The organism is Niallia sp. Man26, from assembly GCF_022049065.2.
In the GTDB taxonomy this organism is placed as follows: domain Bacteria; phylum Bacillota; class Bacilli; order Bacillales; family Cytobacillaceae; genus Niallia.
This window is the reverse complement of sequence record NZ_CP095743.1, coordinates 185,301-200,411: the sequence shown is the minus strand read 5'-3', so window position 1 is coordinate 200,411 and position 15,111 is coordinate 185,301. Positions and strand designations below refer to the sequence as shown.

At 40.1% G+C, this 15,111-nt stretch carries 16 protein-coding genes and 1 riboswitch; of the genes, 2 read left to right on the top strand and 14 right to left on the bottom strand.

Features of this window, described 5'->3' with window-relative positions:
* Positions 1-47: 47 nt before the first annotated feature.
* The 11 genes from L8T27_RS01120 to L8T27_RS01070 form a co-directional block, all read right to left on the bottom strand.
* A complete protein-coding gene (locus L8T27_RS01120; RefSeq protein ID WP_233316834.1) occupies positions 48-653 on the bottom strand; it encodes an NAD(P)-dependent oxidoreductase in 606 nt (201 codons plus the stop codon).
* Positions 634-1,392: a sirohydrochlorin chelatase gene (locus L8T27_RS01115; RefSeq protein WP_233316833.1), complete on the bottom strand. Its 759-nt coding sequence runs from the start codon at positions 1,390-1,392 to the stop codon at positions 634-636. Before L8T27_RS01115 ends, L8T27_RS01120 begins: the two co-directional genes overlap by 20 nt.
* A complete protein-coding gene (gene cobA / locus L8T27_RS01110) occupies positions 1,392-2,165 on the bottom strand; it encodes a uroporphyrinogen-III C-methyltransferase (protein ID WP_233316832.1) in 774 nt (257 codons plus the stop codon). The genes L8T27_RS01115 and cobA overlap by 1 nt, the downstream gene beginning before the upstream one ends.
* A gap of 111 nt (positions 2,166-2,276) precedes the next feature.
* Complete coding sequence (gene cysC, locus L8T27_RS01105; RefSeq protein WP_233316831.1) at positions 2,277-2,888, bottom strand: adenylyl-sulfate kinase; 612 nt, start codon at positions 2,886-2,888, stop codon at positions 2,277-2,279.
* Between the two features lie 17 nt (positions 2,889-2,905).
* Positions 2,906-4,054: a sulfate adenylyltransferase gene (gene sat, locus L8T27_RS01100; RefSeq protein WP_233316830.1), complete on the bottom strand. Its 1,149-nt coding sequence runs from the start codon at positions 4,052-4,054 to the stop codon at positions 2,906-2,908.
* Positions 4,055-4,132: 78 nt separating this feature from the next.
* Positions 4,133-5,209 carry a sulfate permease gene (locus tag L8T27_RS01095; RefSeq protein ID WP_396953819.1) on the bottom strand — a complete coding sequence of 359 codons (1,077 nt, stop codon included), beginning with the start codon at positions 5,207-5,209 and terminating at the stop codon, positions 4,133-4,135.
* 18 nt (positions 5,210-5,227) lie between these two features.
* Entirely contained in the window at positions 5,228-5,944 is a 717-nt protein-coding gene (locus L8T27_RS01090) for a phosphoadenylyl-sulfate reductase (protein ID WP_233316829.1), read from the bottom strand.
* Between the two features lie 100 nt (positions 5,945-6,044).
* The gene (locus L8T27_RS01085) at positions 6,045-6,194 is read right to left on the bottom strand and encodes a YezD family protein (protein ID WP_233316828.1); all 150 of its coding nucleotides are present in this window, start codon (positions 6,192-6,194) and stop codon (positions 6,045-6,047) included.
* 93 nt (positions 6,195-6,287) lie between these two features.
* Positions 6,288-6,401: riboswitch (SAM riboswitch) on the bottom strand.
* 194 nt (positions 6,402-6,595) lie between these two features.
* Positions 6,596-7,018, bottom strand: a complete 423-nt coding sequence (locus L8T27_RS01080; RefSeq protein ID WP_233316827.1) for a CBS domain-containing protein — start codon at positions 7,016-7,018, stop codon at positions 6,596-6,598.
* 91 nt (positions 7,019-7,109) lie between these two features.
* Positions 7,110-7,697, bottom strand: a complete 588-nt coding sequence (locus L8T27_RS01075) for an ECF transporter S component (RefSeq protein WP_233316826.1) — start codon at positions 7,695-7,697, stop codon at positions 7,110-7,112.
* Positions 7,698-7,831: 134 nt separating this feature from the next.
* Positions 7,832-8,740, bottom strand: coding sequence for a LysR family transcriptional regulator (locus L8T27_RS01070; protein ID WP_233316825.1), 909 nt, complete (start codon positions 8,738-8,740; stop codon positions 7,832-7,834).
* A 291-nt stretch (positions 8,741-9,031) separates the two neighbouring features.
* On the opposite strand from L8T27_RS01070, the gene L8T27_RS01065 reads away from it, so the two are divergent.
* On the top strand, positions 9,032-10,849 hold the full coding sequence (locus L8T27_RS01065; RefSeq protein ID WP_233316824.1) for an assimilatory sulfite reductase (NADPH) flavoprotein subunit: 1,818 nt from the start codon (positions 9,032-9,034) through the stop codon (positions 10,847-10,849).
* 22 nt (positions 10,850-10,871) lie between these two features.
* A complete protein-coding gene (cysI, locus tag L8T27_RS01060) occupies positions 10,872-12,596 on the top strand; it encodes an assimilatory sulfite reductase (NADPH) hemoprotein subunit (protein ID WP_237940552.1) in 1,725 nt (574 codons plus the stop codon).
* 38 nt (positions 12,597-12,634) lie between these two features.
* On the opposite strand, the gene L8T27_RS01055 is transcribed toward cysI, so the two are convergent.
* The 3 genes from L8T27_RS01055 to L8T27_RS01045 form a co-directional block, all read right to left on the bottom strand.
* Positions 12,635-13,282, bottom strand: coding sequence for an SDR family oxidoreductase (locus L8T27_RS01055; RefSeq protein WP_233316822.1), 648 nt, complete (start codon positions 13,280-13,282; stop codon positions 12,635-12,637).
* A gap of 128 nt (positions 13,283-13,410) precedes the next feature.
* Complete coding sequence (locus L8T27_RS01050) at positions 13,411-14,109, bottom strand: YjjG family noncanonical pyrimidine nucleotidase (protein WP_233316821.1); 699 nt, start codon at positions 14,107-14,109, stop codon at positions 13,411-13,413.
* A 109-nt stretch (positions 14,110-14,218) separates the two neighbouring features.
* Complete coding sequence (locus L8T27_RS01045) at positions 14,219-15,100, bottom strand: aminoglycoside 6-adenylyltransferase (RefSeq protein ID WP_233316932.1); 882 nt, start codon at positions 15,098-15,100, stop codon at positions 14,219-14,221.
* Between the last annotated feature and the right edge of the window lie 11 nt (positions 15,101-15,111).

Here is a 15,111-nt window from a genome sequence, read left to right as displayed (position 1 = left end):
AGATCAGCAGGCATTTTTTCTCACAAAAAAACCTCTAACATTCCTCGTTAGAAGTTTTGGAGCAGCTTATAAAAATCATCTCTCAATTGTGGAGATTGCTTGTATTTATTGTCCGTTATCTCCTCTAACAAGCCCTTCTTATCAACAGAATTTAGATTAGCTCTTTTAATCATTTCCCGGGCATTAAATAAAAAATCGAAATAATCCTCCAAACCATCAGGGTATTCCTGTGCCCATTCATCCTTGATTTTTCTTGCGAGGATTGGGCTTGCACCCATTGTCGACACACTTAAGATAAGCCTGCCTCTTTGCAAACTTGCCGGTATATGACAGTTTCCATTATCAGCAGAGCTAGCATTATTAACTAGCATACGGTGCTTCAGCCTGTTCGCTAATCTTTGGTTTGCTTTATCGTCATTCGTTGCTGTAACTACAAAAAAAGCATCCTTACAATCACTTTCTGCTGCTTTTTTTCTAACTGCAGCGATTGCTCCCGCTTGCTCGAGCTCCTCAAGCTCAGGACATAGTACAGGACTAATAACTGTAATGTTTGCACCTTCTGCAATTAGTGCTTTTACTTTCCTTAAGGCAACCTTGCCTCCACCTGCAACGATACATTTCTTATTCTGCATATTAACCATTAATGGGAACATACAGTTTAGCCCCAGCTGCTTCATCAATTCGATCCTTCAGAATACTAGCAATAGCAGGCTGGTATCCTAAGTAGTTGCAAAGCTCATAGTTTTTATTTGAATTTGATAATCCGTTGATTGTCTTGCGCATCGTGTTCATCAGTATACCTGTAAACAGCAAATATGGAATGACGATGATATTTTCGTACTGAGAGTTGCTTGCAGCCTGAAGGGCAGCTTCAAAGCTAGGAGATGCTGCTGTCAAATAACAGTCCTCCACTTTAACACCGTCCAGCGACCGCTCTACCAAGTCACTAATTTCCCGTAAATCCCGCTTTACATCCGGATCACTACTGCCCCTGCCAACAAGCAGAACAAGTGACTTGTTTTTAACATACAATTCAGACTGTTTAATTTTAGCTATGACAATCTCTGCCATCTTCTCATGTACACCAATCGGGCGTCCATAATGTAATGCTACGTCTGGATATGCTTTAACGAGTTCGTCGAGGACTTCAGGAATATCAATCTTTGCATGAGCTGCTGTCAGCAACAAGACAGGAACAGCTATTATCGTTGTTGCGCCTTTTGCTACACATGTCTTAAAGCCTTCCTCAATGCTTGGCTCTGAGAGCTCTAAAAAGCAATACTCCTGAATGGGGTAATCATTCTCTTTCATGCATTCCTTTACAAAGGATATTGCCTGGTCACTCGCTTCCTTTACCCTGCTGCCATGGCATATATACAAAACTGCTTTCATTATAAAACCACTTCTTTCGCCAATGGATCTTCAAATGAGTTTTCAAACCATTTAATTTTTTCACGCATGCGGACAACCTCACCGATAATAATCATGCACGGATTTTCAATCTGCCCGTTTTGCGCATCCTCTACAGCTTTATCTAATGTTGTTACAATCGTTCGCTGGCTGCTCGTAGTTCCCCAATTAATCAAGGCAACAGGAGTATCCCCGCTTTTTTGATAGGAAAGCAGCTTCTCCCTGATATTCGGTAAGTTTTTAACTCCCATATAGATGGCAAGTGTATCTATATGGCATAATGCCTCCCACTTGATGCTGTCTTCTTCCCCATTCTTCATATGTCCTGTTACAAAAGCAAAGGATGAACCATAATCTCTGTGTGTAACGGGGATTCCTGCATAGCTCGGTGCAGCAATACCCGCAGTGATGCCTGGCACAATTTCAAACGGAATCTGATTTTTAGCCAATTCTTCTGCTTCTTCTCCGCCCCTGCCAAATACAAAAGGGTCTCCCCCTTTTAATCTTGTCACTATCTTTCCTCTTTTAGCATGCTTGACGAGCGTCTGATTAATCAATTCCTGTTTCATTACATGATGATGCGGCAGCTTTCCGCAATATACCAATTCTGCCTTCGGCTTTGCGTAATGCAGCAGCTCTTTGTTAACAAGTCGGTCATATACGATAACATCAGCATTTTTAATGCAATTCAGCCCTTTAACAGTAATTAAATCAGGATCTCCAGGCCCTGCTCCTACCAAATAAACTTTCCCCACATCTTTCACCTTCCTCTGTTGCTGCATAATCCTAAGCTTTGGCATATTAACAGAAAGGAATTATAGGATTCTCTCAAAACTAGAGACACTATAATTCCTTTCTTTCTATATTTATATATTTCTATAATAGCCTTTTTCTTTCAAAAATTGAACAATTTGCTCCACACATTCTTCAATGGAATTTTTTTCCGAGTCAATCACAATCTCCGGATTAACCGGCTCTTCATAAGGAGAGCTGATTCCTGTGAAGTCCTTGATGATTCCTTGCCTTGCCTTCTCATAAAGACCTTTAGGATCTCTAGCTTCACAAGCTTCCAATGAACATTTCACATATACTTCAACAAACTCATTGCCCTCCAGCAATTCTCTGACTCCTTCTCGATCATTGCGGAACGGAGAGATAAAGGCAGTCAGCACCACTTGCCCACTGTCTACAAACAGCTTGCTGACTTCGCCAATTCTGCGAATGTTTTCCTTCCTGTCTTCTTCAGAGAAGCCAAGATCTTTATTGATTCCGAAACGGATATTATCACCATCCAGCACATATGTGAGCGTATCATCTTGGAACAGCCTCTCTGCAACTGCGTTAGCTACAGATGATTTCCCTGAACCGGAAAGACCAGTAAACCACAATACATAGCTGTGATGTTTATTTTTCTCTCTTCTGCGTTCTTTTGAAACAGTTTGTTCATGCCATGTGATATTTGTACTTTTGCCGCTCATTTACTTTTCCCCCTGTATTATGAATGGATCTCTTGGTTTTTCAAGCCTTTTATCAGCACTTCCACTACTTCTTTGCGGCTGAACGTGCTTGGCGGAATTTCACCATTTCTTAGAAGCTCGCGCACCTTTGTTCCAGATAAGATTTCATGATATTCCTTGTCATGAGGGCAAGTTTTTGTAGACGCCATGTTTTCACACTTTTTGCAATAGAAGCTGTGTTCAAAGAACAACAGATTAATACCAAGTTCTTCTGATTCAAATTGATCAAAAATCCTTTGCGCATCATATGTGCCATAATAATTGCCCACACCTGCATGATCTCGTCCCACAATAAAGTGTGTGCAGCCGTAGTTTTTCCTTACAAGTGCATGGAATACTGCTTCTCTCGGTCCAGCATAACGCATTGCAGCAGGGAAAACAGCAAGATATACACGGTCTTCTGGGTAATAGTTTTTCAATAGTACTTGGTAGCTTTCCATTCGTACATCTGCAGGAATGTCATCTGATTTTGTTTCACCAACAAGCGGGTTCAAGAATAATCCATCCACTGTTTCTAAAGCCGTCTTCTGAATATATTCATGAGCACGGTGCACAGGGTTTCTAGTTTGGAAACCGACAACAGTCTTCCAGCCCTTCTCTTGGAACACTTCTCTAGTATCTTTAGGATCTAGGTAGAAACTTTCAAATTTAGTTCTTTTTAATTTTTTCAGCAGTTTAATAGAACCACCAATATACACATTTCCTCTTTCAAAAACCTTCTTTACTCCAGGATGAGCCAAATCTGCAGTGCGGTAAACAGCTTCTGCTTCTTTTTCTTTATTTGGTTTAAATTTATCTTCAACAGTAAGCACACCATACACATCACCGTCATGTACAAGCTTCACTATGTCATTCACTTCTAATTTGTCTGCTTGCTCTTGTGATACAGGAAGTGTAATTGGAATACTCCAAATTTGCCCTGAAGCAAGCCTCATGTTCTCTACAACAGATTCATAGTCTTTCTGTGTCAAAAACCCAGTTAGTGGGCTGAAAGCTCCATTTCCGATTAATTCTAAATCACTTAGCGCAACGCCATCAATTTCAAGCTCTTGTGTAATGCCGCTCACATCATAATTTGGTTCCCATAAATTAATTAGTGTTCCTCCATGAGGTTTGCTTAATGCCATAATCTTTGCACCTATCCTTCCTAATTTAACATCTAGTTATATTATTATTTATATTTAATAGAAACGGATTTGCATATATCAAATGCCGCCTCCGTCCTCATATATAGAGCGATTATCTTCTTTGATTGATTTCACGAGGCTTAAGATGCCTAATGTGGCGATACATACACTCGACAGCACAATGACATTGTAGAAATCATTTTTAACAAATAGTTGTACAAGACAGTAGGAAATAACAAGAGACAAGACTGGTGAAACAATCCATACCTTTATAATTCGATGAATCATCTGCTTTTTGAAAAGTCCTACACCATTCTTCGCAACACCGATGCCAATAATCGCTGTGCTTGTTACTTGAGTCAACGGCACAGGAAGTCCGAAAATGGAAGCAATTGTAACTAAGGTTGCTCCGATACCAGAAATAATTCCGCCTTCCAGCTTGCTGAATTGGACGATTTTCTTCCCATTTGTCTGCAATACCCTTCCACCCAGCAAAATAGCTCCAATACTGATAGCCAAACCGCCTATTAATATTCCGCTGCTCATCGAGATGAGATTGGCTCCAACCATCGGACCAACAGCATTAGCTACATTATTCATTCCTGCCGAAAAGGCTTCAAAAAAACCAACAACAATTACGAAAACGGATAAGTAACGCTGTGATTTGCTCGCTTTCAGCCAAGTGTACTTCCTCTCAGCTCGCATGATTAGCTTCCCTGCTGCCAAAGCAATTCCAAAGGAAACGAAGGGAATAAAAATCCAAAAGAATACAATCCATAAAATATGTCCAATAAAAAGGCTTTTATATGCTACGCCAACACCAACAACGCTGCCAACAGTGATTTCGCTAGTTGATAACGGAATCCCCATTAAATTTGCGATAAACAGGGAAATGGCGGCAGATGACAGAATAATTAACACGATTTTTGCATTAAGCAAGCTGCTTGGAATGAGATCTTCCCCTATCGTTTTAACTACTTCACTGCCTCCTAAAAAGGCCCCTAAAAAAATCGCAACACCGCATAAAAGGAGGGCATGCCTTTTGCTTGGAATCGCACCTGAACCATAGGCAACGCCAAGGCTTGCCGCAGCACCACTTGCGCCTATGTTCATGGCAAAGAATAAAGACATTATGCCTGCAAGAATTATCATCATCATTTAGTTTCCTTTAAGTTATTGTAAATGTAGCCCGCATTCTGTTTTTCCTTTGCCAGACCATCTTCCAGAGCGCATATCTTCCATTGTGAAAGCAGGCTGTGTGCATGTTCTGCAGCCAATACTCGGATAGCCGTTATCATGAAGGACATTATAGTCAAGCTGATTCTTGTGTGCGTATCTCCAAACATCCTTCCAAGTCCAGTGAATAAGCGGGCATACTTTAATACTTTTGAATTTATTGTCTAGATTGATATATTCCGTATTCGCCCTTGCTCCGCCCTGTTCTCTTCTTAATCCAGATATCCAAGCAGTTGAACCTGAAAGAACAGAATTTAATGGAATAACTTTTCTAATTTCACAGCACTTATTTGGATTAGATGTCCATAGCTCATCCCCATACTGTTCTGCTTGCTCTGCCAATGTTAATTCTGGTTTTTTCATTTCAATTTGCAGTAGCGGATATTTTTTTTTCACTTTTTCTATCAATTCATATGTTTCTTTAAAATGCACATCTGTATCTAAAAAGACGATTTTGGCGTCTTCCTTCACTTTTGAAATTAAGTCGATAAGTACAATTCCTTCTATACCAAAGCTGCAGGCATATACAATTTCCTCTTCATATGTCTCATATGCCCATTCCAGTACTTCCAAAGCTCCTTTTGTTTCTGTGTCGCTCGGGAATGCTGGCAATGTATAACGATCAAGATTTTCATAAGTTAATAGTTCACTCAAGTTGCCTACTCCTCTCCAGATAAATTGCTTTACATGCAAAAAAGACAGCTTTAACACAATTCCTGTGTTAAAACTGCCTCTAGTTTCTCTAGTCAGCAATTTATTTTCCAAGTCTAATCTTTTCGCTTTTTTCGATTTGAATGACTTTTCCATCCTGAACAATTAAGGTAATGGAGCCAAATTTCATATTTTTCAACATTTCTTCCAACTGATCTTTTATTTTGTCCAGTTGATTTGTTTTTTCCCCCATTAACAAATCCCTCCTACAAACAAAAAACTGTTACCGATGATCATAGCAATAAAAAAATCTTCCCAATTCGGAAAGACACAAGGTAATATAACTACCTTATCTTTCAAAATGGAGACCATTTTGTTGGATTTAGCACCTTGCTCTTGGTTACAAATGCAGGTTGCTGGACATCATAGGGCCAATTCCCTCTGTCGCTCTGGATAAGCAATGTTTTTTCTAAATTTTATCACAATTGATTATATTGTCAACAAGTTTTTCTAGTTGTTTAGTCGGAATTAAATCATCTAACATTTACAATTTTTTGATAACCTTATTTTAACATATGCATATATAAAAAATAAGCAGCAAGTCCATGCCAAAAAAACCCACTTTTTAAAAAGCGGGTTTTTTTGCTTACAGAATTAATGAAGTGGTTCAGATATATCGCTCAAAGCTTGCCCTGCTTCATCCATATGAATATTGATTCTTGCAAGGTCACCAATTGCGCATATTCCGACAAGTTCGCCGTTCTCAACTACAGGCAGGCGGCGAATCTGATTCTCTGACATGATGTTTGCACATTCATGAACATCTGTATCTGGCGTACATGTAGTTACATCCGCTGTCATCACATCATGACAGTGAACCGTATTTCCGTCTTTGCCATCAGCGATTGCATTGATAACAATATCACGGTCAGTAATCATGCCAATAACCTTTTTTCCTTCACATACAGGAACAATCCCAACGTTAACATCACGCATTATTTTTGCCGCTTCCACAAGAGAATCATGGGGCTGACATACCTTTACATCCGTTGTCATTATATCTTTAACAGTTGTCAAAAAACTCACCTCCAAAATTAATCTCTTATATTGTGCCGTTTTAAAAGATTATTATGTCAGCAAACGGCGTAAAAAAAAGCAGCCTAAGCTGCTATTTTTTTCTAATTCTTAATAATGGTTTTGAAATAATCGGGGCTAATATACCTGAAAGAATTGCTTCGGTAACCCCATTAGTAGCTATTATGGTCAATAGCGCAGGCAAAAGCTGATCCATATTCATTTCTAGAAAATTCGCATACGGTTCCTGGTAAAATAAATAAATCAATCCCAGCACTAAAACAGTATTTGTTAAAGATCCAAGCACACCAGCTACACTCATTCTAACTGTTTCATTAAGCTTGTCTTTGAGCAGCTTATGAAATACATATGCTGCTACAACACCTATTAATATTCGGGGCAGAACAGAGACAAGGGGATTCGTAAATACAATCGGGGCAATTGGACTTGTCGGTGCAACAAATGCCCTGATAAAGGTAATGATTCCCCATATACCGCCGACTATTGCTCCTTCCCTCGGGCCAAGAACAATCGCTGCAATAATGACTGTTACTTGAATAATCGTCAAGCTAAGCGGTCCAATCGGGATATATCCTAAAAACGGGATTGTCGTTTGAATAATGATGATAGCAGAAAGCATCCCTAATAGGACAATCCGAAATGTCTTATTGTTTTTTTTCATAACAATACTCCTTTTAACGAAAAAAATCTCCTTCGTTATCATACTACAAAATCCAAAAGAGGCAATAGGCGAACGACTATAAAAGCTTCCTTTCTAGGTAGTTGCGGTTTATTATTTCTTTATGCATGTTTATCTTAATTTCTATGTTCCTCTTCCTGGTATGGATACTTGCTGTTTAATGCCTGAATAAATGTTTTTACATTCTGCTTTTCCTTCATAACAGGCGAGTATACATAGGAGAGTGTCCTTTTAAATACTTCTTTATCAAGGGAGATGGTCGAAAGATTTCCTGCCTGCAGGTCCCTTTCTATTACACATTTAGACAAAAGGGTTAACCCTAGGCCGCTTATGACCGTTTCTTTAATCGCCTGGTTGCTGCTGATTGTCAGAAGTGTGTTCATCTTCAATCCGTTTGAACGGATGACATGATCCAAGTATTCCCTCGTCCCTGATCCGATTTCCCGGGTAATCCACGCTTGGTTTTGCAATTCCTTTATAGGAACCATTTCCTTACTAGCAAGCGGGTGTTTAGCAGATGCAACAACAAACAGTTCGTCTTCCATAAATGGATGGACAGAAATTTCCTTATCATTAGTTTGTCCTTCAATTAAACCGATATCCACTTGATAACGTCTGACTGACTCGACTACCTCTTCTGTGTTACCAATTGTTACTTGGAGTGCCAAATCGGGATGGGTTTTCTGAAGTTCCAGCAATAATGGGGGCAGTATATATTCTCCTATCGTGAAGCTTGCGCCTATTTTTAAATCTCCTTTGATGGAATGATGGTGGTCTAATATATTTTGCCTTGTCTGTTCATATATAGTAATCATTTGTACTGCACAATCATAGAGAATTTCCCCTGTAGGAGTTACTTTTAAATATTTTGGAGAACGTTCAAACAGCTTCGTTTGAAATTCCTTTTCTAAGTTTTTAATATGGAGGCTTACACTTGGCTGAGACATCAGCAGAATTTCAGCTGTTTTAGTGAAATTTTTCACTTCTACAAGGGTGACAAATGTTTTTAACGCATCATACTGCAACAAAAACACTCCTTTCGACTTTTTGAATCTTACATGTAAATTCCAAACAGCTATTTGTTTAATTATTAAGATTATTAATAGCTCCAATAAGTTAAATGTATTTTACTAATTCTTTGACTTCCAGTAAAGTACAATTATATATGCATGAAACAATTTGAAAAAAGAATCTGTCTAAAATCCGATTTGTCTTATTGGATTAATTAGTTAGAATCAACTTCTTAAAAACGTTTTGTTAATTAATGAACTTTGACATTTGAAAAAGCAACGGATTTTTATGTGAGGTGAATACTTTTGCAATTACTAGTAACGAACAGTCCTTTTAACCAGGAACAGACAGAGCTTTTAAACCGGCTTTTGCCGACTTTATCAGAAACACAAAAGGTATGGCTTAACGGCTATCTTTCTGCAACAGCAGCAACAACGGTAAGTCCCGCTGGACTGGCAGCAGAAGTCCCGTCTTCTGCTCCTGCACCTGCCGAACCAGTCTCTAAAGATGTCACAATCCTATTTGGATCTCAAACAGGAAATGCACAAAACCTTGCCAAAAAGAGTGCAAAAACTCTGACAGATAAAGGCTTCCATGTTACAACATTATCAATGAGCGACTTTAAGCCAAATAATATTAAGAAAGTTAAAAACTTGCTTATTATTGTCAGCACACATGGGGAAGGAGATCCACCTGATACTGCCTTAACATTCCATGAGTTTCTTCATGGTAAAAGAGCGCCTAAATTGGATGATTTGAGCTTCTCTGTATTGGCACTTGGTGACAGCTCCTATGAATTCTTCTGCCAGACTGGTAAAGAATTTGATGAACGCTTAGAAGAAATTGGCGGTAAGCGCCTATTTCCACGCGTTGACTGTGACTTAGATTTTGAAGAGCCGGCAAATGAATGGCTCGAAGGTGTGCTTGCAGAGCTTGGTAATACAAGCGCAGCAGCTGCTCAAAGCACAGCAACTCCAAATACAGCAACAACGGCAGAAACAGAATATTCTAGATCAAACCCTTTCCTCGCTGAAGTACTGGACATCCAAAACTTAAACGGCCGAGGCTCCAATAAAGAGACGCTTCATATTGAGCTATCTCTTGAGGAATCTGGATTGACATATAAACCTGGAGACAGCCTTGGAATTTATCCGAAGAATGACCCAGAGCTTGTTGAACTGCTGCTTAATAAACTGTCCTTTAATCCAGAAGAAACAGTCTCTATTAATAAAAAAGGTGAGATTCGTTCCATTAAGGAAGCACTTCTTTCCGAATTTGAAATAACCGTTTTAACAAAACCTTTATTAGAAAAGTTAGCAGCGTATTCGACAAACGAAGCGCTTCAAAATCTTCTCAAGAATCAAGAACAATTGAAAGCCTATATAGACGGAAGGGACTTGCTTGATTTAGTAAGTGAATTTGGTCCTTGGAATTTTACAGCTCAAAACTTTATCTCGCAATTACGTAAATTGCCTGCGCGCCTTTACTCTATTGCAAGCAGCTATACAGCAAATCCTGAGGAAGTTCATTTGACAATTGGAGCAGTCCGCTATAATGCCCATGACCGTGAACGCAAAGGTGTTTGCTCGATACTATGTGCGGAGCGTCTTAATCCAGGTGATAAAATTCCAGTATTTATCCAGCAGAATGAAAACTTTAAGCTGCCTGAAAATCCTGATACCCCTGTCATTATGATTGGGCCAGGCACAGGTATTGCACCATTCCGTTCCTTTATCCAAGAACGTGAAGAAATCGGTGCTGAAGGTAAATCATGGCTGTTCTTTGGTGATCAGCATTTTGTAACAGACTTCCTTTATCAAACAGAATGGCAAAATTACCTCAAAAGCGGGGTATTAACAAAAATGAACGTCGCATTCTCCCGCGACACTGCCGAGAAAGTTTATGTACAGCATCGTATGCTTGAGCACAGCAAAGAATTATTCGAATGGCTGCAGGAAGGTGCCGCTGTTTATGTTTGCGGCGATGAAAAGCATATGGCCCATGATGTACACGAAACATTAATCAGCATCATTGAAAAAGAAGGCAATCTAAACCGTGAAGATGCCGAAAAATATCTTGCAGCAATGCAGCAGGACAAACGCTACCAGCGTGATGTCTATTAAGTAATTGAAAGGAGTTTTTCTAATGGCTAGACCAGTATTAACAGCACCAGAAGGACCACCCTCTCCAAATGAGCAACTAAAAATAGACAGTAACTATTTGCGCGGAAGCTTAGCAGACACGATGCAGGAACCTCTGACATCAGGGATTCCACATGATGATAACGTGCTAATGAAATTCCATGGAAGTTATCTGCAGGATGATCGCGACCTTCGGAATGAACGTCAAAAGCAAAAATTAGAGCCTGCTTATCAATTCATGCTTCGCGTTCGAACTCCTGGAGGTGTCGCAACACCTGAGCAATGGCTGAAAATGGATGACCTTGCCCAGCGTTATGGTAACCAAACATTGAAGCTTACAACGCGTCAGGCATTTCAAATGCATGGTATTCTGAAGTGGAATATGAAGAGCACTATCCAGGAAATTCACCAATCGATGCTTGATACAATAGCAGCTTGCGGTGACGTTAACCGTAACGTTATGTGTAATCCAAATCCCTATCAGTCGGAAGTTCACGAAGAGGTATTCAACTGGTCACAGAGATTGAGCGATTACCTTCTTCCTCGGACTCGTGCCTATCATGAAATCTGGCTTGATGAAGAAAAAGTCGCTTCTTCTCCAACAGTGGATGAAGAAATAGAGCCAATGTACGGTCCTGTTTACTTGCCAAGAAAGTTTAAAATCGGGGTAGCTGTCCCTCCTTCTAATGATGTGGATGTATACTCACAAGATCTTGGCTTTATCGCGATTGTTGAAGAAGGGAAATTGGTTGGTTTCAATATTTCCATCGGCGGCGGCATGGGTATGACACATGGAGATACAGAAACGTATCCACAGCTCGGGAAGGTTATTGGCTTCTGTGAGCCTGAGCAAGTTTTAGAAGTTGCAGAAAAAGTAATTACCATCCAGCGTGACTACGGAAACCGCTCTGTGCGTAAAAATGCCCGTTTTAAATATACTGTCGATCGCCTCGGCTTAGAAAATGTTAAAGCAGAATTAGAGTATCGCCTCGGCTGGGATTTACAGGAAACAAGGGAATTCCATTTTGATCATAATGGCGACAGATATGGCTGGGAAAAAGGTGTTAAAGGGAAATGGCATTTCACCCTGTTTGTAGAAGGCGGACGTATTAAAGACTTTGATGACTACAAGCTGATGACAGGCTTGCGTGAAATTGCGAAAATCCATACAGGTGATTTCCGTCTTACAGCTAACCAAAACTTAATCATTGCTAATATATCAACGAAAAATAAGAAAAAAATTACAGAACTAATCGAACAGTATGGTCTATTAGATGGCAAGCATTTCTCTGCATTGCGCAGAAACTCTCTTGCTTGTGTTTCTTTGCCGACATGCGGTCTTGCAATGGCAGAGGCTGAGCGCTACTTGCCGCGCCTAATCGATAAGATTGAAGAAATCGTCGATGCGAATGGCTTACATGATAAAGAAATTACTATTCGCATGACAGGCTGCCCTAATGGATGTGCTCGACACACAATCGCTGAAATCGCATTTATCGGAAGAGGTCCTGGCAAATATAACATGTATCTTGGCGCAGCCTTTAACGGAAGCAGATTGAGCAAGCTTTATCGTGAAAATGTCGGAGAAGAAGATATTTTAAGCGAGCTTGGTGTTCTTCTGCCGCGCTACGCAAAAGAAAGATTAGAAGGCGAACACTTTGGTGACTTCGTCATTCGTGCTGGTGTTGTTAAAGCAGTGACAGACGGAACAAACTTCCATGCAGTATAAGCAAAAACCGAGATAGGTTGTTCCTATCTCGGTTTTTTTCATGCTAGTTGATTAAAGGCTTCCGGCAATTGCTCTTCACCTGAAACTAAATCAAAGGAACGCTTATATGTTCTTGAATCATCAAGAGACGCGGCGATAACTTTTGCGACATCTCCCCTTGGAATAAAGCCTCTAGTTAAATTTTCCCCAAGCTGTATCCTTCCTGTTGCAGTCTCATCCGTAAGTCCTCCAGGCCGAATGATTGTGTAATTGAGATTGCTGGCGAGCAGCATGCGGTCTGCATAATGCTTTGCAACGTAATAAGGTAAAATATGCTCATTCCAATTTTCTCTCTTATGAGCCTGTAAGGCACTAACCATGATAAAGCGGTCAATTCCCACCTTTTCGGCTGCTTCCACAGTTTTCACTGCACCATCTAAATCGATTAACAATGTTTTATCCGCCCCAGTGCTTCCACCTGAACCAGCTGTAAACACGATGGCATCACAGCCTTTCATAGCTTCGGCCAGCTCATCCACGCTTCCCTCAAGATTAGCTAAAACTGTTTCAATGCCTTTGTTGGCATATGCCTCACTTTGCTCCTCAGAACGGACCATAGCCCGCACGGCATGTTTGTTCTCATTCTGCAACAAGTCTACAAGCTGTTTGCCTATTTTTCCATTTGCTCCTACAACTAACACTTTCACTATTTTAGCTCCTCCTTTTTTATACCTTATATAGATTGTCTCATTCTCCTTATCATAACTTCAAATAGTTTGATTATAGAAAAGAAGTCATCTGCACTTTAGATGACTTCCCAAATTTTGTACTGATTTTATTTTCTGTTAACCTCAAGTATGTTATACAGCTCAGAAAGACTCTTAATCTCATAAGTAGGCTTCCACTCCGTAGTATTTGCAATCCCCTTCGGATTAACCCAACATGTATCAATACCAGCTAAAATGCCGCCCTTAATATCTGCACTTAAAGAATCACCGATAATCAACGTTTCATTTAATGTCAAATTTTGTATGCGCTCAAATACGAAATCAAAAAACTCCTTCATCGGCTTCTGATATCCTGTATCCTCAGATACAAATACAGCTTTAAAGGATGAGAACAAGCCTGACAGCTTTAAACGTCTATCCTGTGTTTTGGAAATACCGTTTGTAACAATATACAAGTCAAATTCATTCTGCAGCTCCTGAATAAGCTCCAGTGCACCAGCAATAAGCTGATGTCCCTCACTAAGACCTCTGCGGTAATGCTCTTCCAGCTGCATGCCATCCACCACTTTCCCCAGCTCTTTAAACAGCAGGCTGAATCGTGTACTGAATAATTCCTCTCGCGAAATCTTGCCGTCCTCAAAGGCTGCCCATAAGCGGCGGTTAATTTGTGAATATTTGTTATGGTTATCTGTACTATATTGAATACCTTGGCTTTCCAGCAACATGCGCAATGATTCTTGCTCTGCCGCTGCAAAATCCAATAATGTGTCATCAATATCAAACAGCAATGTCCTGTATTTTCTCATGATAGTATTCCCCCTACAACACAGAAGCTAGCCCTTTTATACCTGTGCGCACCTCTTTTTATACTTAACTATATAGAAATGGAAATCAAAAAGGAAGTCCAATCAACAGCTAAAATATATGCTTAGCATCTGCTGCCATGCTTCTGATGCGCTCCAAGTATTTTGTCATCGCTTGATCTTCTTCAAGAGGATAACGATAATGTAAGTGTGTGGCCACAGCTGCTCCAAGATGCCTGAATAAATCACTCATCATAAACAAGGCTTGCCACAAGCTCTCATCATTACTGTCTGTATAAGTTTGTTTATACATACGCCAATATTCCTCTGGCAAATATTCTCCAAAATATTTCCCCATCTTTCCTGTCGACACTCTGAAATCATGGTGAATACCAATCCACCAGGAAATCATTTCATCAAGCATTGGTCTCACAATTGTTTCTGCCATGTTTTTTGCATATGGCAGCTCCTTCCGCCATATTCCCTTTGCAACATTCTGTTGGCACCACCAAAATTCATTGCATACATGCTGATATTGAATATCTGACGGTGCCTTTACATGATAGCTCCTGTCAGAAGCAGAATTAATTTTCGGAAGGATGCCGTCCTTATCCAATAAGGGCACAGTGAGAGAATCAGACCCGTAATGTTTTTGCATCGACTCTTTTGTTTCAAGATGAAGATCAATCCGATTGCCGTCGGTAAACAACATTAAATATCCGTATGATTGGCTGACGTCAGCCTTACGTCCAGCAGCCAAATCCATTTTATCAGGCTCCTGAAGCATAATAAGATTGCCAAACACCTGTATCCAGCACTCATCCGAAAGAAAGGAGCCTGTTTCTGTGACAACATAAACGAAATCATAATCCTGCAGGATATCCTTTTTCACATTTGGATTTGTTCTGGAGCCGTTCATATACACTGCTCTAATTCTATCATCCCTTTTAGCATATCCAAGGATAAGCTCAAGCATTTCCTGTTCTGTTCTGATTTGTGCCGCCC

Bases quoted from the DNA above. Each gene is read 5' to 3' on its own strand.
- L8T27_RS01085 (WP_233316828.1), bottom strand. From the start codon at position 6,194: ATGGGGGAAAAAACAAATCAACTGGACAAAATAAAAGATCAGTTGGAA.
- L8T27_RS01120 (WP_233316834.1), bottom strand. From the start codon at position 653: ATGTTCCCATTAATGGTTAATATGCAGAATAAGAAATGTATCGTTGCA.
- L8T27_RS01050 (WP_233316821.1), bottom strand. From the start codon at position 14,109: ATGAGAAAATACAGGACATTGCTGTTTGATATTGATGACACATTATTG.
- cysC (WP_233316831.1), bottom strand. From the start codon at position 2,888: ATGAGCGGCAAAAGTACAAATATCACATGGCATGAACAAACTGTTTCA.
- sat (WP_233316830.1), bottom strand. From the start codon at position 4,054: ATGGCATTAAGCAAACCTCATGGAGGAACACTAATTAATTTATGGGAA.
- L8T27_RS01115 (WP_233316833.1), bottom strand. From the start codon at position 1,392: ATGAAAGCAGTTTTGTATATATGCCATGGCAGCAGGGTAAAGGAAGCG.
- L8T27_RS01095 (WP_396953819.1), bottom strand. From the start codon at position 5,209: ATGATGATAATTCTTGCAGGCATAATGTCTTTATTCTTTGCCATGAAC.
- L8T27_RS01075 (WP_233316826.1), bottom strand. From the start codon at position 7,697: ATGAAAAAAAACAATAAGACATTTCGGATTGTCCTATTAGGGATGCTT.
- cysI (WP_237940552.1), top strand. From the start codon at position 10,872: ATGGCTAGACCAGTATTAACAGCACCAGAAGGACCACCCTCTCCAAAT.